Genomic DNA, 19,139 nt, shown 5'->3' with positions numbered 1-19,139 from the left:
CAGGGGATAATACCGTGCGGCTGTGGGATGCAGCGACGGGAACAGAGCTGAAAACGCTCAGCGGTCACACGGCTTATGTGTCGGCACTGGCGTACAGCCCGGATGGCAAGGTGATCGCCTCCGGCTCAGGGGATAAGACCGTGCGGCTGTGGGATGCGGCGACGGGTCAGGAACTGAAAACGCTCAGCGGTCACACGGCTGATGTGTCGGCACTGGCGTACAGCCCGGATGGCAAGGTGATCGCCTCCGGCTCTTTGGATAATACCGTGCGGCTGTGGGATGCGGCAACGGGTCAAGGACTGAAAACGCTCAGCGGTCACACGGAGAGAGTGTCGGCACTGGCGTACAGCCCGGATGGTAAGGTGATCGCCTCCGGCTCAGGGGATAATACCGTGCGGCTGTGGGAATCCAATAGCACGGTTTTCCGCCTGATTTACGATTTTGACCCGAAAGCAGTGTCTGCTGCCCTGCGCTTTGTCTGGGAAATGGAGCAGGATGAGTTGCAGATCAAACAACAACCCCACCCGCCAGCTCTGTTCCCTGAGCTGGGTTATCACATCACCTGGACGGACGAAACCCGCAAGCTGCGCCTGTTGCTGGATATGCCAAACCCGGATGAAACCAAGTTGGGGCAGGTGGTGCGTTTCCTCGAAGCCGACTGCGCCTATAAAGACCCTGAGCAAAAAGCAGCGTGTGAGGCGAAAAAGAAACAATGACTCTCCCCCTCATCCTCCTCACCTTCGCCAACGACAAAGCCGATTATCTATCCGGCATTGGCAAAGAGATGGCGCAGCTTGAAACCTTGCTCACCCCCATTGCCCAACGGCTCGACTTTGAGCTGAAACTGTTCCCCTACACCGACAGCCACGCGCTGTTGGATTACCTGAACGCTAACCGCGAACGGCTGGTATTGCTGCATTTCGCAGGCCATTCCAATAGCGATGTCCTGCAACTGGATGATGGCGAATGGCACATCAAGGGTTTTGCCGCGAAACTGGGGAATTGCCCGCATTTGCGGCTGGTGGTGCTGAATGGTTGCCAAAATGCCGCACAAGTCCACGCGCTGCGTGCCGCCAATGTCGCAGCGGTGATCGGGACTCATGCACCGATTGGTGACAAGACCGCCACGGAATTTACCCAAGCCTTCTATCATGCCTTTGCCGAACAGGCTTTACCGTTGGTGGAAGCCTTCGCCCAAGCCCATCAAGATATGGAAACCCATTACGGGTCAACCTTCCGCTCGCTCGACCTTCATGCCACGTATCAAGGTGAAGTTTGGGCATGGTTTCTTGAACCACACCAAGCAACGTGGAAACTGGCAGATGCTGCCAGCCCCTGCAACCGTTTACCCGCGCTCCTGAGCAATGAGTTGCCCGCCAGCCCCTTCAAAAATTTGTGCTATTACGAGTCTGAAGATGCCAACATTTTCTTTGGACGCTGCACGGAACTGTTGGAGGTCATCAACCGGCTTAACAGTCTGCCTGCCGATGTACTGCTTATCCACGGTGCTGCGGGTATCGGGAAAACATCCTTCCTGTATGCAGGTTTGTATCCGCGCCTGAAAGCTAACCGGCAAACGGTAGAATATTGGCGTTACAACGGTTTAGACCCAAGTCGTAGTGTGCTTGAGCAAATTTTTGGCTCAACAGAACCAGATGCCATCCGTACCCGCATAGACCAACCATCACCGGATGGGCTACCCGCTATCTGGATCATCGACCAGATGGAAGAAGCCTTCCTCGAAACCATCCGCCCCGGAGACACCAACGCTCCTGAACCACCCAAGCTGACCGGACTGCTGCAAATCCTCCATCAAGTTTTCACACCGCCGGATGGCACTGCCCCGCCGCGTGCCAAATTGGTTGTTACCCTGCGCAAGGAATGGTTCACCGAACTGTTGGAAGCCTGCCGCACCCACGGCATTAGCCAGATTGATTACCCACTCAAGCCGCTCAACAAGGAAGCCATCGTAACCATCATTTGTTCCCCGGTGGAAATACCAGCCCTGCGCCAAGCTTACCGCCTGCGTATTGAGTCACCCGGAACAGAGTTTGCCGAAGAGATAGCGGATGACCTGCTCACCGACAAACAGTCAAATATTGCCCCAACCCTGCAAATCGTGCTGTCGCGCTTGTGGGAAAAAGTCCACGCGGCGGATGACCGCGTGTGGAACAAGGAACTGTACGAAACGGAAACCCGCCAAGGTTTGTTGTTGAAAAACTACCTCGACCAGCAATTGGACAAAGCCGCCCATACTGACCGGGCTTGGGGACAAGAAGCCAAAGGCAACGGCCTGTTACTGGATGTTTTGTATCTCCATATCAGCGAATACGGCACATCCCGCAATATCAATGTCACCGACTACGCCACGCTTTACCCGCATATTTCCTACCTCGGCGACCTGATCCACGCGCTCAAAACCCATAACTTGCTGATCGAACCCTATACGCACGTAGCAGAACCTTTTGCCACCCAAACCCGGCTTGCCCACGACAGCCTCGCCCCCGTGGTGGCAAGAAAATTTGCCGCATCGACGCTTTCCGGCAACCGCGCCCGGCGCATCTTGAATAACCGCAAACTGGACTGGGTAAAAACCGCCGAGGGGAAATGGCGAGGCCCACTGCTGGATGAGAACGATCTGCAAGCGATCAACAGGGGAAAAGGCGGGACAGTTGACTGGAATCACGATGAATGTGAAACAGCAATGGTGACAAGCAGCCTAAAAAAACAAAAGCGCAAGCACCGCAAGCATATTTTTCTCGCAATTCTAAGTGTACTGATACTTTCCTTGTTTTCGTTATTTTCGTTTGTTATTTATCAGAAATATGAGAAGGAAAGCCCCGAAATTTATACGCTGCTTACTCATGGTTATTATTTGTTGCAATCTCAGAAAGGGGAAGAGAATCGTGAGAAAGCATTGATGCTAACCCTTCGTGCAGCCAGTATGGAGACTAAGGATGAGAATATCAAGCACGACATCTATCGGGCAATGAGTTACGCCCTGAATTCTGCACCTAATGATTCATATGACACTAGAAACTCAAGAATCGTGCGAATTTCCAACAATCAAACTATCGTTATCTGGAATCAAGACACTAAAAACTTAACTTTTCTTGGTCAAAAAGAGAATGAGTCAGCCAAGTATGCACCGCTGGATTGGTATCAGCCAACCAAAGATTACATGAAATTTTCTGAACAAGGTACACTTGTCGTTATTTCAATGAATAACCATAAAATAGGTCTTTGGCAAGAAAATGGTAATCTGATTGCAGAGTTGTCCCTCCCGGAAGACTTTTCCGTTGATAAAAATCATATTGACTTGTCTCCACAAAATAGCTTGTTTTTAATAGATGTTGAGCATCAGAAATTCATCTCCAAAAACATCAATGAATTAAATGCTAAAACAATGCTCGTTGCTCAAGAGGTTATCGGAACTATTCCAAAAATAAGCATTAGCAAATTTACTCAAACAGGAGGAATCATGTTGTTGGATACTCAGAAAAATCACTTATATCTTTTTCGGCCAAGTAGCAGTGAATTCAAAATTATTAAACTCAAGACAGATTATGGGATCGACTACATTCGGCAAATTTCAGAAAGGTCTGTGCTGACTTGGAATCGAGCTAGTGCCACATTTTCTATCCATGACCTAGAACAAAAAAAATCTTCCATTGAAAAGCGTTACGATGGACATGATCATATTATTGTTAATAAAAATCATATCCTGTCTTACGGTGATGGGATGGATGCTACCCTGTGGGATGCCACACAACTAACGCCAATTATCGACAGGTTTTTCTTGCCGAGGACTATTCAAGCAGCTAGCCCTAACGGCGAATATCTGGTATTTCAGACATCTGGCAATCTAGGAAAACCTGAAAAATCATCATTCCAAATTTTGACATTAGACAGCTTTTTGCCCGAAAAATTGGCGGATAAGGCTTGCAAACGTTGCGGCGAAAATAATGGTATTTGTCGGAATGATGCATGGAAAGAACTAAAAACGAAAATGGGGATACTGCCTAAGTCAACCCATTTGCGATGAGAAAGGGCATTTCATTCCGCCGAATTACTCCCCTCTTATGGAATAACCGCCATGCAAATCACCACCCTCCCCGACCTAGGCTGGAGCCATTTTTTCCAGTCACAACTCAGCCTAGAAGCGCTCGCAGCCGAATTACCGTTCCGGGTGACATCAGTACAACGCAACCTGATTGAATGTATCGGTTTGGATGCGCAAGGGCAGCCGCAATGCCTGTCGCTTTCCACTTATCCGTGGCGGAACGCTTCCCCGGAAGATCACCCCACGGTGGGTGACTGGTTGATGGTGGATAAGGATTCGACGCCGCTGCGCCTGCTGGAGCGCAAAACGCTGATCAAGCGCCGCAGTGCAGGCCGCGAAGCCGTGCTTCAGCTTATTGCCGCGAATATCGACACCCTGTTTATTGTCACCTCCTGCAATGAGGAATTTAACCTCAACCGGATTGAGCGTTATCTGGCGCTGGCGGCGGAGGCCAACATTGATGCCGTGGTGGTGCTGACCAAAAAAGACTTGTGCGCGGACACCTCGGTCTATGTGGATGCGATACGCAAAAACTACCCGGCACTGCCGATTGAAGTGGTGAACGGGACGGCGGTGCAGGATGTGGCGGTGTTGGAAATGTGGTGTGCGCGGGGGCAGACGATTGCCTTGCTGGGTTCGTCTGGCGTGGGCAAGTCCACTCTCCTCAACAGCCTGCAAGGGGATGGCGAACAGGCGACAGCGCCCATCCGCGAGAAGGACAGTAAGGGGCGGCATACCACCACATCGCGCAGCCTGCACCGTTTGCAGGGCGGCGGCATCCTGCTGGATACGCCGGGGATGCGCGAGTTGCAAATGGTGGATTGCGAAGAGGGGATTCAGTCCACCTTCGCCGACATTGAGCAACTGGCGCAACAGTGCCGCTTTCATGATTGCGAACATCTGGCTGAACCGGGTTGCGCGGTCACGCTGGCAGTCCAGGACGGTCGGTTGGAACAACGGCGGCTGGATAATTACCACAAGTTGCTGGAAGAACAGGCTCGCAACAGTGGTTCAGTCGCGGAAAGACGCCAGCAGGACAGGGCTTTGGGGCGTTTTTACAAGCAGGCTAAAGCGAGTGCGCAGCGCTTTAAATCTCGGGATTAGGGGGAAGTGCGGCGATGTACAAACGATTGATCCAGCTACAGGCAGTGACGGAACAATCATTACAGGTGGTCATGCATGATGCCCGCTCCGTTGTCAGCCGTATCTGTGGCGGGTTGGATGATATGCAGCAGTTGGGAAACAAGATGCTGGTGATCCGTGCTGAAATTTTCCCTGACAGGATTGCGGCGCTAGCAGCAGCGTTGAGCGACCTTGGCTTGAGCGTCGATACGAAAGGGCTGCCGGAACCGCAGACCTTGGAAAGTACCAGCGAATACCCGATTACTGTGCAAATCAGCAGTTTCGCCAGTGACACCGATGGGCGTGTTACGATTCCGCAAGTGCCGGGGTAAACAAGGAAAGGCTATTGATCCAGACAGTTTCAGCAGGCGTTGTGGCGTAGCGTTTCAGAACGTTACTCTTCCCACTTGCTGTTGTGTACGGCACTCACTATTTTGAGTACAATAGCAGTCATATTTCATCAATATGGCTATTATTATGGTCGTTATGCCGCAACCCCGTACCTATTCCCGTTACACCACCGCTGCCAGTCAGTTACTCGGTCAGCAAATCCGCCTTGGACGCAAGCGCCGTAAGTGGACAGCGCACGCGCTTGCCGAACGTGCCGGAATTTCCCGTTCCACCCTGCAAAAAATTGAAAGCGGCGATATGGGCGTGGCTATCGGTTTGGTGTTTGAAGTGGCGGCATTGGTCGGTGTGCGCCTGTTTGATGCGGATAGCACCGAGTTAAATCGGCAAATCAGCCACGCCAGCGAGTTATTGGCGTTGTTGCCAAAGCATACCCACCCCGAGCGGCAGGAGGTAGAGGATGATTTCTGATACCAATGGCTACAAAGAGGCATTTGTCTGGGTTTGGTTGCCGCAAGCTACCGCGCCTGTGGTGGCGGGCAGGCTGACACCCGACGGTAAACGCTTGCGCTTCAACTACGGCAAAGGTTACTTGGGCAACCCACGAGCGATTCCGCTGTATGCGCCAGAGTTACCGTTGCAAGCGGGTGTGTTACCAATGCCTGCGAATGCCGAGATGCCGGGGTGTATCCGTGATGCTGCCCCGGATGCGTGGGGACGGCGCGTTATCCTCAATCGCAAACTCGGTTTACGCGGTGCGGCGGCGGATAGTGCGCAACTGGATGAACTGACCTATTTGCTGGAATCCGGTTCTGACCGGATTGGCGCATTGGATTTTCAGGCATCAGCAACGGAATACGTGCCACGTTCCAGCCCGATGGCAACACTGGAGGAATTGCTGGAATCCGCCGCACGGGTGGAGCAAGGCATACCGTTAAGCCCGGAATTAGGGCAAGCCTTGCAGCATGGCAGTTCCATCGGCGGGGCGCGTCCCAAAGCCTTGCTGGAAGATGGCAGGCGTAAGCTGGTTGCCAAGTTTTCTGCTTCGACCGATTGGTACAACGTCGTGAAAAGTGAATTCATTGCGATGCGCTTGGCACAGTTGGCGGGGCTTCAGGTGGCGAAAGTTGAACTGGCTTCGGCTTTGGGCAAGGATGTATTGCTGATCGAACGCTTTGACCGCATTCACACCCCCGAAGGCTGGCAGCGTAAAATCATGGTTTCTGCCCTGACGCTGTTTGGGCTAGATGAAATGCTGGCGCGTTATGCCAGCTATGAAGATTTGGCAGAATTGGTGCGCCACCGTTTCACTGACCCGACAAGTACCTTGCGCGAATTGTTTGCCCGCTTGGTGTTCAATATTCTCGTCGGCAATACGGATGACCATGCCCGCAATCATGCCGCGTTTTGGGACGGTGAAATGCTCACGCTTACGCCTGCGTATGACATTTGCCCACAAGGGCGCACGGGTAATGAAGCGACACAGGCGATGCTGATTGCGGGCAATAACCGCATGAGCCGCATTGCCGGGTGTCTGGATGCTGCCCATCATTTTTTGCTGGAACGGCAGCAGGCAATCGCTGTGGTCGAGCAACAATTGCATAGCATTGGCAACCATTGGCTTGCGGTTTGTGATGAGGCGGAATTATCGGCGGTCGATCGGCAATTACTGTGGGGAAGGCAGTTCCTGAACCCATTTGCATTTGAGCATTTGGGTGGGGATGCAGCGGGGATTGCGGTGCTGGCGGCTGATATTAGGCAGGTGTGACGGCATGGGTTGGCTGGCTACGAAATCCTACACTGCCGCCCCGGAAACATGTCTTCCAACGCCTTAACGGTGGTGTAAAGCTGCTGGACTAGGGACTGGAATTTTTGGTGATCAATCATAAGGGTTACGGTATTTACTCAACACCAAGCAATTCAATTTCATAGATGAGTACGGCATTGGCGGGAATGATGCCGGGAACGCCCGCTTGCTGGTACGCGAGGTGAGGGCTGATTTTTACCTTCCGCGTTCCACCAACGCGCATACCCTCGACAGCGTATTCGATGCCGGGTATTAGCACGCGCCCACCAACGACAAATGTGTTTAGAGTGTTTTGGTCAATGGGTTCACCTTTGCTCAGCCAACCATTCAAACGGACGTTCACGTGCGTGCCTTTTTCCGCTGTCGCACCGACGCCTTCGATTTCTGACAGCAACTTAATGCCGGGTTTGAGCTGCATGGGAAAGCACCTAAGATTATTGTAAAGGATTGTAGTCAGACCCCGGTTGCTCCTAGTTCAATGACGACTGATAGATTCGGAGATGTGTCATCAGCGAGCGATAACACTCGCTCTCTCCAGTCCTTATGATATTCGGTGATTTCGATGAGATTACGGGGAATCCACACTTTACGTCCCTTTCGTATGTTGCAACTTTGGCAAGCGATTACGAGATTGTAAGGACGAGCATCCCCACCGATTGCAGCAGGAATAACATGTTCAACTATGTACTCGTAGGCTGTTTCTGAACCGCAGTATTGGCAGATTTCCCCATCACGTGCATGGACAATTTTTCTTACGGCAGAACTTGTGTAAATACTATGCTTAGAATGAGGTTTCGTGAACCAAATGATGTCCGCATGTATGGCTGAAGTAGAGCAAGAATAGATTGCTGCCAATTCTTTCTTAATCGCTGTTGTAATATCTACGCCGCGTATGAGTAAGCTCTTCACATGTGATTGACGTTCGTTGATGTTTGGATGTGCCATAGTAAGTGCTAGCGATTAGTAATGCGAAATACGGAGCGGAAACCACTTGTTAGAATATACGACAGATTTACTGTTTGGTAATTTATGATCATCATTTCGTTCTCCTATTTGGGAATCAATCGTTCAAAAGTATACTGTTAATAATCTACGCTACACAGTATTTTTCTTGATCGCATCGTCACATCTCATTCGCTTTGAAACCGTTAGAATCCCCCATGAACCTCAACCTCTTCAATACCCCGCCCAACTGAACCCTTAAGCCCCGGTGCGCTGGTATTGCGCCAATACGCCGCCGCCCATACCGACAGCTTGCTGGCAGGCATCCACGCGATTGCTGCGCAAGCCCCGTTCCGGCACATGCAAACGCCCGGCGGCTATACGATGTCGGTGGCGATGACCAATTGCGGCACTGCGGGCTGGATCACCGACCGCAAAGGCTACCGCTACAGCACCACCGACCCGTTGAGTGGGCAAGCGTGGCCTGCGCTGCCAGCGAATTTCCGCAGCTTGGCGCAAGCCGCAGCATTGGTGGCGGGTTTCCCCGCGTTCCAGCCGGATGCTTGCCTGATCAACCGCTATCAGGTGGGCGCGAAAATGGCACTGCATCAGGATCGGGACGAACGCGACCTGACTGCGCCGATTGTGTCGGTGTCGTTGGGTTTGCCTGCGACGTTTTTGTGGGGCGGATTGCAGCGCAGTGACAAGGCGGTGAAAGTACCGTTGCTGCACGGCGATGTGGTGGTGTGGGGCGGGGAAGCGCGGTTGGTGTTCCACGGCATTGCGCCACTCAAGGCAGCGCAACATCCGTTGTTGCCGGGGGAACGCTTCAATTTGACGTTCCGGCAGGCGTTATGAAAGGGGGGAGATCAGTGATGGCTTTTGCAGTGGCTTTGGATGGTACGCGCCTTGCCTTTGAGGTTTCCGGTGCGGGCGAACCCTTGTTGTTATTGAGCGGTCAAGGGCAAGACCGCCAGATGTGGTGTTTGGCAGCACCCGTGTTGGCGCAGCACTTTCAAGTGATTTGCATGGATTATCGCGGTACGGGAGCAAGCGATAAGCCGCGTGAACCGGCGTATTCGACCCGTGGGTTTGCCGCTGATGCGATAGCGGTGTTGGATGCGTTAGGCATCGCCAAAGCGTCGGTGTACGGTATTTCGATGGGCGGGCGGGTGTGCCAATGGTTGGGCATTGATTACCCGGAACGCATTACCGCCTTGGTATTGGGTGCGACCACACCGGGCAAACACGGTATTCCCCGCGATGCCGAAGCCAACGCTTGGCTGCAAACGGGCGACATTGCCCGCATCACCCCGCTCTTGTATTCCGCTGCATTTGCCGCCGCTCACCCGGAATTGTTAGCGCCAGCGCCGACCCCTGCATTTGCGCGGCGTTTGCATTATTTGGCGAGTGAAGCACACGATACGTGGGAATTATTGCCGCAAATCAGCGCCCCAACCTTAATCGTGCATGGCGATGCGGATCGGATTAATCCGCCGGAAAATGCCCGCTTGTTAGCCGCACGTATTCCGCACGCGCACCTGCATTGGATCGTGGGTGGGCGGCACGGTTACGTCGATGAATACTTGCAGGAAGCGTGCCGCGTCGTTAGCGCCTTTTTGCAGCAGCAAGCGGTAACGCCTTAAAGCCGCCCCATTTTGCCGTTGCGGTAATCCTCTATCGCTTGGCGGATTTCCTGTTGGGTATTCATCACGAAAGGCCCATAGCCAACCACAGGTTCATTCAGCGGCTCGCCCGTCAGCAACAGCACGGTGGCGGCCTCGTTGCTAGCCAGATGGATACGGTCGCCCGCCCATTCAAACAAGCCGATTTCCGCCGCCTGCACGGGCGTTTGCCCATTCACCGTCACGCTGCCTTGCAACACCAGCAATACGCAGGAATGTCCCTCAGGCACATCCACGTCCAATGATGCCCCGGCATTCAGGCGCATATCCCACACATTGATCGGCGTATGGGTACGCGCTGGCCCTTGTTGTCCGGCAAATGTTCCGGCAATCACGCGCACATAACCTTGCTGCGCGGGCAGGGCGGCGTGCGGAATTTGGCTATCCAGAATGCCTTGGTAAGAGGGCGGGTTCATTTTGTCTTTGGCAGGCAAATTGACCCACAGTTGGATCATTTCAAAACGTCCGCCTTGTTTAGCAAACTCGCGCCCGTGAAATTCCTCATGCACCACGCCACCCGCAGCGGTCATCCATTGCACATCGCCTTTGCCGATTTTGCCGCCAGCACCTGAAGAATCGCGGTGTTCCACCTCGCCATCGTAAACAATCGTCACGGTCTCGAAGCCCCGGTGCGGGTGTGCACCCACGCCCAAACGCCGTTCTGTCGGCGGGAAATCATGCGGCCCGGCATAATCCAGCAGCAGGAACGGGCTTTGCAACGCCTCCAACCCGCTGTCATAAGACAGCATCGAGCGCACCGGAAAACCATCGCCTACCCAGTGGCTACCCCGCGAACGCAAAATGCCGTGTAAGGATTTGACTGCCATGTTGAAACCTCCTGTTGGTGTCGTGCTAACCATTCTACTATACTTGTAGTACATCTGTATTACAGGAGTTGTCACCATGAGTATTTCCATCCGTCTGGACAAATCTGTTGAGGAAAGCCTACGGCGGCGTTTGCAGGCCGATGGGGGGTCTTTGTCGGATTTTATCCGCGATGCCATCCGTGAGAAGCTTTCCAGTTATGACGCCAAGCCAACGCCTTACGCACTGGGTGAGCATCTGTTTGGTCGTTACAGCAGTGGGCGTGATGATCTGAGCACCAACCGGAAAGCCATCTTGCGGGAGAAGCTGAATGCAAAATATCGTCGTTGATAGCGGTGTATTCATTGCTTTGTTTGATGGCAGCGACCGTTACCATGCCCAAGCAAAGAGCTTCATGAAGAATGTCCGGGGCAGGTTGCATACCAATCTGCCTGTCATTACCGAAGTTGTCCACATGCTGGATTTTTCCCAGCAAGCGCAGCAGGATTTTCTGCTATGGGTCAATCAGTCGGTACGGATCGACGAGAGTACCGTGGGAGATTGGGAACGCATTCTTACTTTGCTGAAGAAATATTCGGACTTGCCTGCCGACTTTGCGGATGCATCCCTCATTGGCTTGTGTGAGCGTTTGGACACCCGCACGGTGGCGAGTGTCGACAGCGATTTTACGGTTTATCGTGACTATGCACGTAACCACTTTACTAACGTGTTTTGGGGTTTGGAGCTGACACATGAATGCTGAACATGTGCGCCAGTGGGTGCTGGAACATCCGTTCTCGCCCGCCCATATTGATTGCGCCACTGCCGTGATGCTCAAAATTCTCGACGGCAAGTGCAAGATGGATGTGGAGGAAAAGATCGTTATGGCATTGCTGTACGATGAGGTGAAAGGCTGCCCCAGCGTGATCTTGGGCGAGGATATTCATGCGCTGATCGAAACTGCCCGACATTCCCATGAGGATGACGAGGTTCGGGTGTTTGTGTATGAAAAGCGTGTGTTGGCAGAAACGATGATTTCCCGCCCGGTGATGAAGGGGTTTAAGGGGATGATTCGGGCGGAGGGGTTGTTTGGTTGATGTAAGTTTCTTGCTCTTTACCTGTTGTATCCGATACTTGGGTCTTTAGCATTGAGGGCTTTTATGTATTGCTGTTCTACCCGAAGGATGTCGCCAACTTTTACATTTTCTTGGGCATAAAGAATTTCCTTCTGAAGAACATAGGCATCATCCGTCGTCAGGTATGCGCCTAATTCATGAAGCATGTCAGCTTTAGCCTTACGAGGCGAGCCAAAATATTTGAAAAAATCGAGACGTGCAGTGCTGGCAGTGTCGCTACCGACATAAATTTTTCCATTGGGAAACGTGATTTTGAAAACGCAGCCCCATGAAATGACGGTATCTTTATTTGGGCGCATGGTTTGGTAACTAAACCCACAACCGTTCAAAGCAACTGCCATCAGCAAGGCGGTACACCGAGAAATCCCGTTCGTCCACGGTCAGTATGTGCCGGACTTTGAGTATGCCCGCCAGCGTTACCAGTACTGCGTCGGTAAAATCCGGCTCAAGGTTTTGGTATTTCTCCAAGGTGTTTCGCACCATTGGCAGGTCTTGCGTGCTGAGATCGTGGAGTGTCATTGCGCCGCGCTCAATCCACTGGAGCAGGGCGAGCTTGCCCCGAATGTCGAGGAAGAAGCACGCTTCCACCACCACAGGCCAAATGGAGTGCAACTCAATTCTTCCCAACTGCTTCAAAAACGCATTCGCTGATTGATGATGCGGGTCTTCCTTGGCAAACAGGGCAACCAGAAAGCCCGTATCAACCCATGCGGCGGTGTTTGGCACGCAGCTTCTCCCAAATCTGGCGTTTCATAGGGTCAATGGGCGCAGGGGCGAGGCTACCTGTCCCAAACAAATCTTGCCCTAAGCTGTAAGGTGTGCGGTTATCCGCAGCTAAACGTTGGCAAAGCTCCCGTACTGCCTGCCGCATCAGGTCACTTTTGTTGCGCCCCACACGCCGCGCCAGCACTTCAAGCATATGTTGTTCTTCCGGTGGAAGACGTACAGAAATTGTCATGGTGTCATACCGTAATACGAGATGGTTTCAGTGTAGCAATAAACGGTTAGATCGGGAATGTCGGGCGTTACAAATACCCTGCCGGAATTGCATCCACCTCTTACGATAGTCGAGCTATACCTAAGCCCACCGCCCAATAATCAGCTTCCCCCCCGCCTTTTGCTCCATCAGCGTGGTGCGTGCGCTGTAGCGGGTTTTGACGATGTAATCCGGCTCGGATGACCAGCTCACCACCGAGTTGCTGATGTGCCCATTGGTATCCAATTCCACCGTGACTTCTTCCGCATAGTTATTGATTAGCGAGAGCAGGGTAGGCTCAGTGTCGGAGGAATTGTCGCGCACGTCGTCAAACGAGCCGACCGCCATCACGATCTTGCGGGTACGGTTGGTGCTATCGCGTTCGACCTTGATGACATTGACGGTATGGTCAAAGCTGCCGTTGCCACTGTGGTCAATGAAAATCAAATGACCCGGTTGCAACTGGTTGACGGGCACTTCTGGCTTGCTGGTGTCGCCGCCATTACTGAATGCGGGGTTCCAATCCCACACCCGCGCACAGGCTCGTGCTACTTGATGGGCGCTGACTTCTGGGTAATGCACCGCGACGCCGGATAGCATGGACTGTTGCGGGTCGAGTTTTTCCACTGCTTTCACCGTCTCATAGCCCGCACGGGCGGCTGAAGCCCCAGTATCGGAACGGCTGAAAAATCCGCGTGTTTTGTCGCGGGTCGCCACAATCCAGTTCTTTTCTGGCGCACTGCGCAACACAGGATGCGGCAGGGTAATGAAACGGTCTTGCTTGATTTGCTTGCGGAATTGATCCATCAGGAACAGCGCCATGCCCTTGCAATCGGCTTCGACGCGGTTTTGCTTGATCACTTCCCAGTAATGACCGACCCAGTTGCCGTAAGCCACGTGGATTTCGGGGCTTGCCCAGTTGTAGATTTCGCGTGTACCGACAATGCGGATTTCCGGCATCCGTAAACTGCGGAAATCAGACAGGTACAGCAGCGGGTCAGCGGCTTTCATCGCAGGTGTGCGCAAATCCAGTCGGGCAACTACGGCATCTAACCTTGTGAGCAGCGCCGCATCCATCTTGCCAGTGACAGGCAAACCGATGGCACTTTGGTAAGCCTTGACCGCATTTTCGGTATTGCCGCCAAATTTGCCATCGCACAGGTCATGCAGATGACCCAAACGCCCCAACGCATACTGCACCGCTACCACGCCCGTACCACTTGCACCACGGGCAAGCTCGCCCTGCAAACCGTTCGGGAACGCCTTGCGCAATGCCACATCTTGAAACGCCATACCCTTACTCCTTTTTTGAAACGCTACTGCCAGTAGTGTATGCAGAACCTCTGCAATTTGCAGGAATACTGATTTACACTTGGGGTGCTGTACGCAGCGCAATCATTCAAATAAACGTTAACGTGTGAGGGGAGGCTATACGCCATGAAATGCCACGAAGTAGATTACGAATTGTTCGGCGATGACATGCAGATCATCGAGATTGAACTAGACCCCGGCGAAACCGTGATCGCCGAAGCAGGCGCGATGAATTACATGGAAGACGGCATCAGTTTTGAAAGCAAAATGGGTGACGGCTCCAAACCATCCGGCGGCTTGTTTGATTCCTTACTCAACGTCGGTAAGCGTGTGCTCACGGGCGAGTCGATTTTCATGACCCATTTCACCAACCAAGGCAGCAGCAAAAAACGGGTGGCGTTTGCCGCGCCTTACCCCGGCAAAATCATTCCGATGAATATGGCGGAACTCGGCGGGGAATTGGTCTGCCAGAAGGATGCCTTTTTGTGCGCCGCGCTGGGGACATCCATTGAAATCGCGTTCCAGCGTAAATTGGGCGTGGGCTTTTTCGGTGGTGAAGGCTTTATCCTGCAACGCTTGCGCGGCGATGGCAAAGCCTTCGTCCATATCGGTGGCACGGTGATCAAAAAGGAACTCAAAGGTGAAACGCTGCGGGTGGATACCGGCTGTCTGGCGGCATTCACCAGCGGCATTACTTACGACATCGAACGCGCTGGCAGCTTGAAGTCGATGGTATTCGGCGGCGAAGGGCTGTTTTTGGCGACCCTGCGTGGGCACGGCACGGTTTACCTGCAAAGCCTGCCATTCTCGCGGCTGGCTAACCGGGTGTTGCAAGCCTCGTCATATGGCGGCGGCGCTTCCAAAGGCGAAGGCTCAGTGCTGGGCGGCTTGGGCAATGTGTTCGGCGACCGCTAACTGACGCAAGCGGGGTGGTGCTTACCCATCACCCCTGCTGCTCAATAATTTTCCTGAAACGCTGCAATTGCTTTTCCCGCACTTGCGCCATATCCAGTCGATAGATGTCGTAAGGGAACAGGAATTCCGTCACGCCGGAGTCGAACAGCCGCCGCACTTCGTATTCGTCGTGCGATGTGCCGCGCTGGTAACGGTAGTTGAGGTAGCTTTGGTTGGTGTGGATGATGAATTCCACGCGCATTCCACCCATCCGGGCAAAGAATTTCAGCATCTGGGTATTGCTGCTACTGCCGACCGAGGTGGCGGTGTATTGGCTACCTGCGAGTGTGTCAGAAATGTCTTCCAGCATCATGATCGATCCGGCTTTGACGGCGGAGCGGGTCAAATGCCGCACGAAGCGTTTGACGTGGCTGACATTATCCAACACCGCCATCAGCCCCAGTTCGTCATCCACCGCCACTGCTGGGTTCTTCTCGTTTTTACGTAACAATTTCAGCACTTTGGCGGCGGAATCTTTTTTGCGCACCGTCACGTACACCGGAATCTCCTGCCCATTCACGTGGAATAGGCGGCGTTTGACCAGTGTCAGCTTTTCGTTTTCAGCAAATTCCGGCAGGTAATGGGCGCTTTCCGCGTCGATCACTTCTACGTCGGTGCAACTGAAATCGCTATCCGCATGGTGGCTGTGCAGGTAGGCAATTTCCAATTCGCCAATCTTGAGCTGCGGACTCCACACGTATTGGTTGAGGAAATTCAGGAACGCGGAAAACTTGTTCTCGATGTCGGTTTCGCGTTCGCGCTGGTCGATAGAACCCGCCAGCCCCATCAACACCAGTTTGCGCTTGGCCTCGAAACGGATTTTCTGGTGGTAACGGTCGTCGAAAATCATCAGCAGCAGGTCAACCGGGTTTTTCGCGGTTTCGATTTCATTGCTGATCTCGATGTGCGAGCTGTAAGCCGCCAGCACTTTGCCGCGCAAATGCCCGATAACGGCGTCGGCGGTGTTCATGTATTCGTGGATTTTACTGCGGATCGCGGGCAGTTCCCCGCTGATCCCGAACAGGTTGCCCAATAGCCGGTAAGCGCATTCGCTGCGTTGTTCGTGCAGCACCGGGTTCTGGAGCAGGGCAGGAATCTGGTCAAAACGCTCAATCTGTAACAGGTCAAACAACTGGTCGCGCACCGCCCGGTACTTCGTTGCCATTTGCCGATCTTGCCGGAAGGCTTTCACCCAGATGCGGTTCTGGCGGGAAAACGGGTGTGAAATCGAGGGCTGTCGGTGGATGGCGAAAGGCCCATCCTGTTTCATGGCGATAAAGATGGATTTTTCGTCTACGACACTCATGGTTTTTTTTCGCATTCCAGTGTTAGGAGAGCCATTGTACGGCAATCTTGCCCACCAACTCACCTAAAAAGGAAATGGCACAGATTTTGCCTTTCCCCTAACATCATTCGTCAGTTGTTAAGGACATTACCATGAAGACATTTCTACCCCTGTTATGCGCGATCAGTGTCGTATTGATGACAAAAGTGAGCGTGGCGGAAGATGTACAAGTTGCTGTTGCTGCCAACTTCACCAAGCCGATGGAAAAGATTGCGGCTGATTTTGAAAAAGCCACGGGCAATAAAGTAGTGGCTTCCTTCGGCGCGACGGGCAAGTTTGTCGAACAAATCAAAAACGGCGCACCGTTCCAAGTCCTCATTTCGGCTGACCAAAAAAGCCCGATCAAGCTGGAAAAGGAAGAGCTAGCCGTGGTCGGCACTCGTTACACTTACGCTATCGGCAAGCTGGTGTTGTGGTCTGCCACCCCCGGTTTTGTGGATGACAAAGGCGCGGTGCTGAAAACCAGCGACTTCCAGCACATTTCCATCGCTGACCCTAAAGTTGCCCCTTACGGCAAAGCAGCGATGAAAGTGATGACCAAAATGGGTGTGATCGACGCGCTGACCCCCAAGATCGTGCAAGGTGACAGCATCGCCCAAGCGAAAGCGTTCGTGGGTAGCGGCAATGCCGAACTGGGTTTCGTTGCCCTGTCACAAGTGATCAAAGATGGCAAAATCGGCGAAGGTTCCGGCTGGATCGTGTCGCCAGACCTGTATTCCCCGCTTTACCAAGATGTCGTATTGCTCAAAACGGGTGAAAATAGCGAAGCTGCCAGAGCGCTGGTAGAGTACCTCAGAACTGAACCTGCCCAAGCTATCATCAAGTCTTATGGCTACGAACTGCCAAAGTGGGCAACAACTGATGCGAAAGAATGATGTTAAATGACGAAGACCTCGGCGCTATCCTGCTGACCCTGAAGTTGGCAAGCCTTGTCACCGCGATCCTGCTGTTGGTCGGTACACCCATTGCGTGGTGGCTGGCGCACAGCGGTTCACGCTGGAAAGGGATTGTCGGCGCATTGGTCGCCCTGCCGCTGGTTTTACCGCCAGCGGTGCTGGGTTTTTACCTGCTGGTATTGATGGGGCCGCACGGTGCGGTCGGTCAAATCACCAAGGCACTGGGGTTGGGGACGCTGCCGTTCACCTTCGGCGGGTTGGTGGTGGCTTCGGTGATTTATTCGCTGCCGTTCGTGGTGCAGCCGTTGCAGAATGCATTTGAAGCGATTGGCACACGCCCGCTGGAAGTGGCGGCAACCTTGCGTGCCAGCCCGCTAGATACCTTTTTCACGGTGGTTATGCCGCTGGCTCGCCCCGGATTCCTTACTGCCTCCATTTTAGGTTTTGCGCATACTATCGGCGAATTTGGTGTGGTGCTGATGGTCGGCGGTAACATCCCCGACAAGACGCGGGTGATTTCCATGCAGATTTTCAACCATGTCGAAACCGGCGAATACGCGCAGGCGCATTGGCTGTCGGCGGGAATGCTGGTGTTTTCGTTCGCGGTGCTGTTGCTGCTGTACACGCTGACCCCGAACCCGTGGAGGAAACGCTGATGGAGGGTATCCGCGCCAACTTCCTCCTGCCGTTCCCCGATTTTACGCTGGAAACCGCGCTGGACTTGCCGGGTAAAGGCGTGACGGCGCTGTTTGGGCATTCTGGCTCGGGCAAGACCACGCTGTTACGTTGCATCGCAGGGCTGGAACGCGCCCCGCACGGTTTCCTGCAAATACGCGGCAAACTCTGGCAGGATAGCGAACAGGATTTTTTCCTGCCCACCCACCAGCGCCTGCTAGGGTATGTGTTTCAGGAAGCCAGCTTGTTTCCGCATTTGAACGTGCGTAAAAATCTGGAATACGGGCGCAAGCGTTCGCGCTTCATCCACAACCCGCAAGGGCTGGAACAGGCGGTGGAATTGCTCGGCATCGGGCATTTGCTGGAACGGATGCCAGACAAACTTTCCGGCGGTGAAAAGCAACGGGTAGCGATTGCCCGCGCCTTGGCAGTCAGCCCGCAAGTGCTGCTGATGGATGAACCGCTGGCGGCACTCGACCTCCAGCGCAAACAGGAAATCCTGCCATTCCTCACCCGCTTGCACAATGAATTGGCAATGCCGATTTTGTACGTCACGCATTCGCCGGAAGAAGTGACGCAACTCGCTGATCATTTGGTGGTGCTGCAAGCGGGTAAAGTGGTGGTTTCCGGTGCGCTGGCGGAAACCCTGACGCGGCTGGATTCACCGCTGGCGCAGGGCAAAGAAGCATCGACGGTGTTGCAGGTGACGGTGTGCGGGCATGAGCCGGAATTTCACCTCAGTCATGTGCAGTTTGCGGGCGGGATACTGAGCTTGCCTTACCAGCAACAAACCGCTATCGGCACGACGTTGCGGCTGCGCGTCTATGCCCGCGATGTCAGCATTACCCTCCAGCAAGCGGCGCAAACCAGCATCCTCAACGTGCTGCCCGCCACCATCACGGGCATGGCGCACGACCCCGAAGGGCGCACCATGCTGCGGCTGAACATGGGCGGCGAGCCGCTGCTGTCGCACATCACCCGTAAATCTGCGAGTGTGCTGGGGCTGGAGAAGGGGATGCAGGTGTTCGCACAGATCAAGGCGACCGCGATTTTGTGACAATTACGCTATAACTCC

At 53.6% G+C, this 19,139-nt stretch carries 23 protein-coding genes; 15 read left to right on the top strand and 8 right to left on the bottom strand.

The genetic code is table 11. The features are described from left to right. The 6 genes from PHE17_RS15495 to PHE17_RS15470 all read left to right on the top strand — a co-directional run. A partial coding sequence (locus PHE17_RS15495; RefSeq protein WP_301016804.1) for a WD40 repeat domain-containing protein occupies nt 1-716 on the top strand: 716 nt, incomplete at its 5' end. Further along, nucleotides 713-4,045, top strand: coding sequence for a CHAT domain-containing protein (locus tag PHE17_RS15490; protein WP_301016803.1), 3,333 nt, complete (start codon nt 713-715; stop codon nt 4,043-4,045). The genes PHE17_RS15495 and PHE17_RS15490, both read left to right, overlap by 4 nt. Nucleotides 4,046-4,096: 51 nt before the next feature. Then, nucleotides 4,097-5,167: a ribosome small subunit-dependent GTPase A gene (gene rsgA / locus PHE17_RS15485; protein ID WP_301016802.1), complete on the top strand. Its 1,071-nt coding sequence runs from the start codon at nt 4,097-4,099 to the stop codon at nt 5,165-5,167. A gap of 14 nt (nt 5,168-5,181) precedes the next feature. Then, nucleotides 5,182-5,517, top strand: a complete 336-nt coding sequence (locus tag PHE17_RS15480) for a hypothetical protein (protein ID WP_301016801.1) — start codon at nt 5,182-5,184, stop codon at nt 5,515-5,517. Between the two features lie 133 nt (nt 5,518-5,650). Further along, a complete protein-coding gene (locus tag PHE17_RS15475; protein WP_301016800.1) occupies nt 5,651-6,004 on the top strand; it encodes a helix-turn-helix transcriptional regulator in 354 nt (117 codons plus the stop codon). Further along, complete coding sequence (locus PHE17_RS15470; RefSeq protein ID WP_301016799.1) at nt 5,994-7,301, top strand: HipA domain-containing protein; 1,308 nt, start codon at nt 5,994-5,996, stop codon at nt 7,299-7,301. The genes PHE17_RS15475 and PHE17_RS15470 overlap by 11 nt, the downstream gene beginning before the upstream one ends. 133 nt (nt 7,302-7,434) lie before the next feature. Here PHE17_RS15470 and PHE17_RS15465 read toward each other — a convergent pair whose 3' ends face one another. Together PHE17_RS15465 and PHE17_RS21720 are read right to left on the bottom strand one after the other, a co-directional pair. Then, nucleotides 7,435-7,758: an FKBP-type peptidyl-prolyl cis-trans isomerase gene (locus PHE17_RS15465; protein ID WP_301016798.1), complete on the bottom strand. Its 324-nt coding sequence runs from the start codon at nt 7,756-7,758 to the stop codon at nt 7,435-7,437. A 35-nt stretch (nt 7,759-7,793) separates the two neighbouring features. Beyond that, a complete protein-coding gene (locus tag PHE17_RS21720; RefSeq protein ID WP_363320128.1) occupies nt 7,794-8,285 on the bottom strand; it encodes an HNH endonuclease in 492 nt (163 codons plus the stop codon). Between the two features lie 234 nt (nt 8,286-8,519). Here PHE17_RS21720 and alkB point away from each other — a divergent pair, with 234 nt between their 5' ends. Together alkB and PHE17_RS15455 are read left to right on the top strand one after the other, a co-directional pair. Continuing rightward, nucleotides 8,520-9,140, top strand: a complete 621-nt coding sequence (alkB, locus tag PHE17_RS15460) for a DNA oxidative demethylase AlkB (protein WP_301016806.1) — start codon at nt 8,520-8,522, stop codon at nt 9,138-9,140. Between the two features lie 17 nt (nt 9,141-9,157). Then, a complete protein-coding gene (locus PHE17_RS15455) occupies nt 9,158-9,928 on the top strand; it encodes an alpha/beta fold hydrolase (RefSeq protein ID WP_301016797.1) in 771 nt (256 codons plus the stop codon). Here PHE17_RS15455 and PHE17_RS15450 read toward each other — a convergent pair. Then, nucleotides 9,925-10,794: a pirin family protein gene (locus PHE17_RS15450; RefSeq protein ID WP_301016796.1), complete on the bottom strand. Its 870-nt coding sequence runs from the start codon at nt 10,792-10,794 to the stop codon at nt 9,925-9,927. The two genes, PHE17_RS15455 and PHE17_RS15450, sit on opposite strands and share 4 nt — an antisense overlap. Nucleotides 10,795-10,870: 76 nt before the next feature. Between PHE17_RS15450 and PHE17_RS15445 the strand changes: the two genes are divergently transcribed. Genes PHE17_RS15445 through PHE17_RS15435 form a run of 3 tightly spaced genes read left to right on the top strand, consistent with a single transcriptional unit; the run spans nt 10,871 to nt 11,868 of the window. Next, complete coding sequence (locus PHE17_RS15445; RefSeq protein WP_301016795.1) at nt 10,871-11,122, top strand: ribbon-helix-helix protein, CopG family; 252 nt, start codon at nt 10,871-10,873, stop codon at nt 11,120-11,122. After that, a complete protein-coding gene (locus tag PHE17_RS15440) occupies nt 11,103-11,534 on the top strand; it encodes a PIN domain-containing protein (protein ID WP_301016794.1) in 432 nt (143 codons plus the stop codon). Before PHE17_RS15445 ends, PHE17_RS15440 begins: the two co-directional genes overlap by 20 nt. Next, a complete protein-coding gene (locus tag PHE17_RS15435) occupies nt 11,524-11,868 on the top strand; it encodes a hypothetical protein (protein ID WP_301016793.1) in 345 nt (114 codons plus the stop codon). The genes PHE17_RS15440 and PHE17_RS15435 overlap by 11 nt, the downstream gene beginning before the upstream one ends. 17 nt (nt 11,869-11,885) lie before the next feature. Here PHE17_RS15435 and PHE17_RS15430 read toward each other — a convergent pair whose 3' ends face one another. The 4 genes from PHE17_RS15430 to PHE17_RS15415 all read right to left on the bottom strand — a co-directional run bounded on the left by PHE17_RS15430 (nt 11,886) and on the right by PHE17_RS15415 (nt 14,176). After that, the gene (locus PHE17_RS15430; protein ID WP_301016792.1) at nt 11,886-12,248 is read right to left on the bottom strand and encodes a hypothetical protein; all 363 of its coding nucleotides are present in this window, start codon (nt 12,246-12,248) and stop codon (nt 11,886-11,888) included. Then, a complete protein-coding gene (locus tag PHE17_RS15425) occupies nt 12,217-12,633 on the bottom strand; it encodes a PIN domain-containing protein (protein WP_301016791.1) in 417 nt (138 codons plus the stop codon). Before PHE17_RS15425 ends, PHE17_RS15430 begins: the two co-directional genes overlap by 32 nt. After that, a complete protein-coding gene (locus PHE17_RS15420; protein WP_301016790.1) occupies nt 12,608-12,865 on the bottom strand; it encodes a ribbon-helix-helix protein, CopG family in 258 nt (85 codons plus the stop codon). The genes PHE17_RS15425 and PHE17_RS15420 overlap by 26 nt, the downstream gene beginning before the upstream one ends. A gap of 120 nt (nt 12,866-12,985) precedes the next feature. After that, nucleotides 12,986-14,176: a peptidoglycan-binding domain-containing protein gene (locus PHE17_RS15415; protein ID WP_301016789.1), complete on the bottom strand. Its 1,191-nt coding sequence runs from the start codon at nt 14,174-14,176 to the stop codon at nt 12,986-12,988. Between the two features lie 144 nt (nt 14,177-14,320). On the opposite strand from PHE17_RS15415, the gene PHE17_RS15410 reads away from it, so the two are divergent. Next, the gene (locus tag PHE17_RS15410) at nt 14,321-15,109 is read left to right on the top strand and encodes a TIGR00266 family protein (RefSeq protein WP_301016788.1); all 789 of its coding nucleotides are present in this window, start codon (nt 14,321-14,323) and stop codon (nt 15,107-15,109) included. A 28-nt stretch (nt 15,110-15,137) separates the two neighbouring features. Here the strand turns inward: PHE17_RS15410 and PHE17_RS15405 are convergent, their stop codons facing one another. Then, nucleotides 15,138-16,454, bottom strand: coding sequence for a hypothetical protein (locus PHE17_RS15405; protein ID WP_301016787.1), 1,317 nt, complete (start codon nt 16,452-16,454; stop codon nt 15,138-15,140). Nucleotides 16,455-16,585: 131 nt separating this feature from the next. Between PHE17_RS15405 and modA the strand changes: the two genes are divergently transcribed. The 3 genes from modA to modC are packed head-to-tail and all read left to right on the top strand — an operon-like array spanning nt 16,586 to nt 19,121. After that, complete coding sequence (gene modA / locus PHE17_RS15400) at nt 16,586-17,368, top strand: molybdate ABC transporter substrate-binding protein (RefSeq protein ID WP_301016786.1); 783 nt, start codon at nt 16,586-16,588, stop codon at nt 17,366-17,368. Then, nucleotides 17,368-18,045: a molybdate ABC transporter permease subunit gene (modB, locus tag PHE17_RS15395; protein WP_301016785.1), complete on the top strand. Its 678-nt coding sequence runs from the start codon at nt 17,368-17,370 to the stop codon at nt 18,043-18,045. The genes modA and modB overlap by 1 nt, the downstream gene beginning before the upstream one ends. Continuing rightward, nucleotides 18,045-19,121, top strand: coding sequence for a molybdenum ABC transporter ATP-binding protein (gene modC / locus PHE17_RS15390; protein WP_301016784.1), 1,077 nt, complete (start codon nt 18,045-18,047; stop codon nt 19,119-19,121). The genes modB and modC overlap by 1 nt, the downstream gene beginning before the upstream one ends. The last annotated feature ends 18 nt before the right edge of the window (nt 19,122-19,139 follow it).

The sequence above is a fragment of the Thiothrix sp. genome, from assembly GCF_028714775.1.
GTDB lineage: Bacteria > Pseudomonadota > Gammaproteobacteria > Thiotrichales > Thiotrichaceae > Thiothrix.
The sequence above is the reverse complement of the archived record's forward strand: the minus strand, read 5'-3'. Positions and strand labels throughout refer to the sequence as shown.

Bases quoted from the DNA above. Each gene is read 5' to 3' on its own strand.
- PHE17_RS15490 (WP_301016803.1), top strand. From the start codon at position 713: ATGACTCTCCCCCTCATCCTCCTCACCTTCGCCAACGACAAAGCCGAT.
- rsgA (WP_301016802.1), top strand. From the start codon at position 4,097: ATGCAAATCACCACCCTCCCCGACCTAGGCTGGAGCCATTTTTTCCAG.
- PHE17_RS15480 (WP_301016801.1), top strand. From the start codon at position 5,182: ATGTACAAACGATTGATCCAGCTACAGGCAGTGACGGAACAATCATTA.
- PHE17_RS15475 (WP_301016800.1), top strand. From the start codon at position 5,651: ATGGCTATTATTATGGTCGTTATGCCGCAACCCCGTACCTATTCCCGT.
- PHE17_RS15470 (WP_301016799.1), top strand. From the start codon at position 5,994: ATGATTTCTGATACCAATGGCTACAAAGAGGCATTTGTCTGGGTTTGG.
- PHE17_RS15465 (WP_301016798.1), bottom strand. From the start codon at position 7,758: ATGCAGCTCAAACCCGGCATTAAGTTGCTGTCAGAAATCGAAGGCGTC.
- PHE17_RS21720 (WP_363320128.1), bottom strand. From the start codon at position 8,285: ATGGCACATCCAAACATCAACGAACGTCAATCACATGTGAAGAGCTTA.
- PHE17_RS15455 (WP_301016797.1), top strand. From the start codon at position 9,158: ATGGCTTTTGCAGTGGCTTTGGATGGTACGCGCCTTGCCTTTGAGGTT.
- PHE17_RS15450 (WP_301016796.1), bottom strand. From the start codon at position 10,794: ATGGCAGTCAAATCCTTACACGGCATTTTGCGTTCGCGGGGTAGCCAC.
- PHE17_RS15445 (WP_301016795.1), top strand. From the start codon at position 10,871: ATGAGTATTTCCATCCGTCTGGACAAATCTGTTGAGGAAAGCCTACGG.
- PHE17_RS15440 (WP_301016794.1), top strand. From the start codon at position 11,103: ATGCAAAATATCGTCGTTGATAGCGGTGTATTCATTGCTTTGTTTGAT.
- PHE17_RS15435 (WP_301016793.1), top strand. From the start codon at position 11,524: ATGAATGCTGAACATGTGCGCCAGTGGGTGCTGGAACATCCGTTCTCG.
- PHE17_RS15430 (WP_301016792.1), bottom strand. From the start codon at position 12,248: ATGGCAGTTGCTTTGAACGGTTGTGGGTTTAGTTACCAAACCATGCGC.
- PHE17_RS15420 (WP_301016790.1), bottom strand. From the start codon at position 12,865: ATGACAATTTCTGTACGTCTTCCACCGGAAGAACAACATATGCTTGAA.
- PHE17_RS15415 (WP_301016789.1), bottom strand. From the start codon at position 14,176: ATGGCGTTTCAAGATGTGGCATTGCGCAAGGCGTTCCCGAACGGTTTG.
- PHE17_RS15410 (WP_301016788.1), top strand. From the start codon at position 14,321: ATGAAATGCCACGAAGTAGATTACGAATTGTTCGGCGATGACATGCAG.
- PHE17_RS15405 (WP_301016787.1), bottom strand. From the start codon at position 16,454: ATGAGTGTCGTAGACGAAAAATCCATCTTTATCGCCATGAAACAGGAT.
- modA (WP_301016786.1), top strand. From the start codon at position 16,586: ATGAAGACATTTCTACCCCTGTTATGCGCGATCAGTGTCGTATTGATG.
- modB (WP_301016785.1), top strand. From the start codon at position 17,368: ATGTTAAATGACGAAGACCTCGGCGCTATCCTGCTGACCCTGAAGTTG.
- modC (WP_301016784.1), top strand. From the start codon at position 18,045: ATGGAGGGTATCCGCGCCAACTTCCTCCTGCCGTTCCCCGATTTTACG.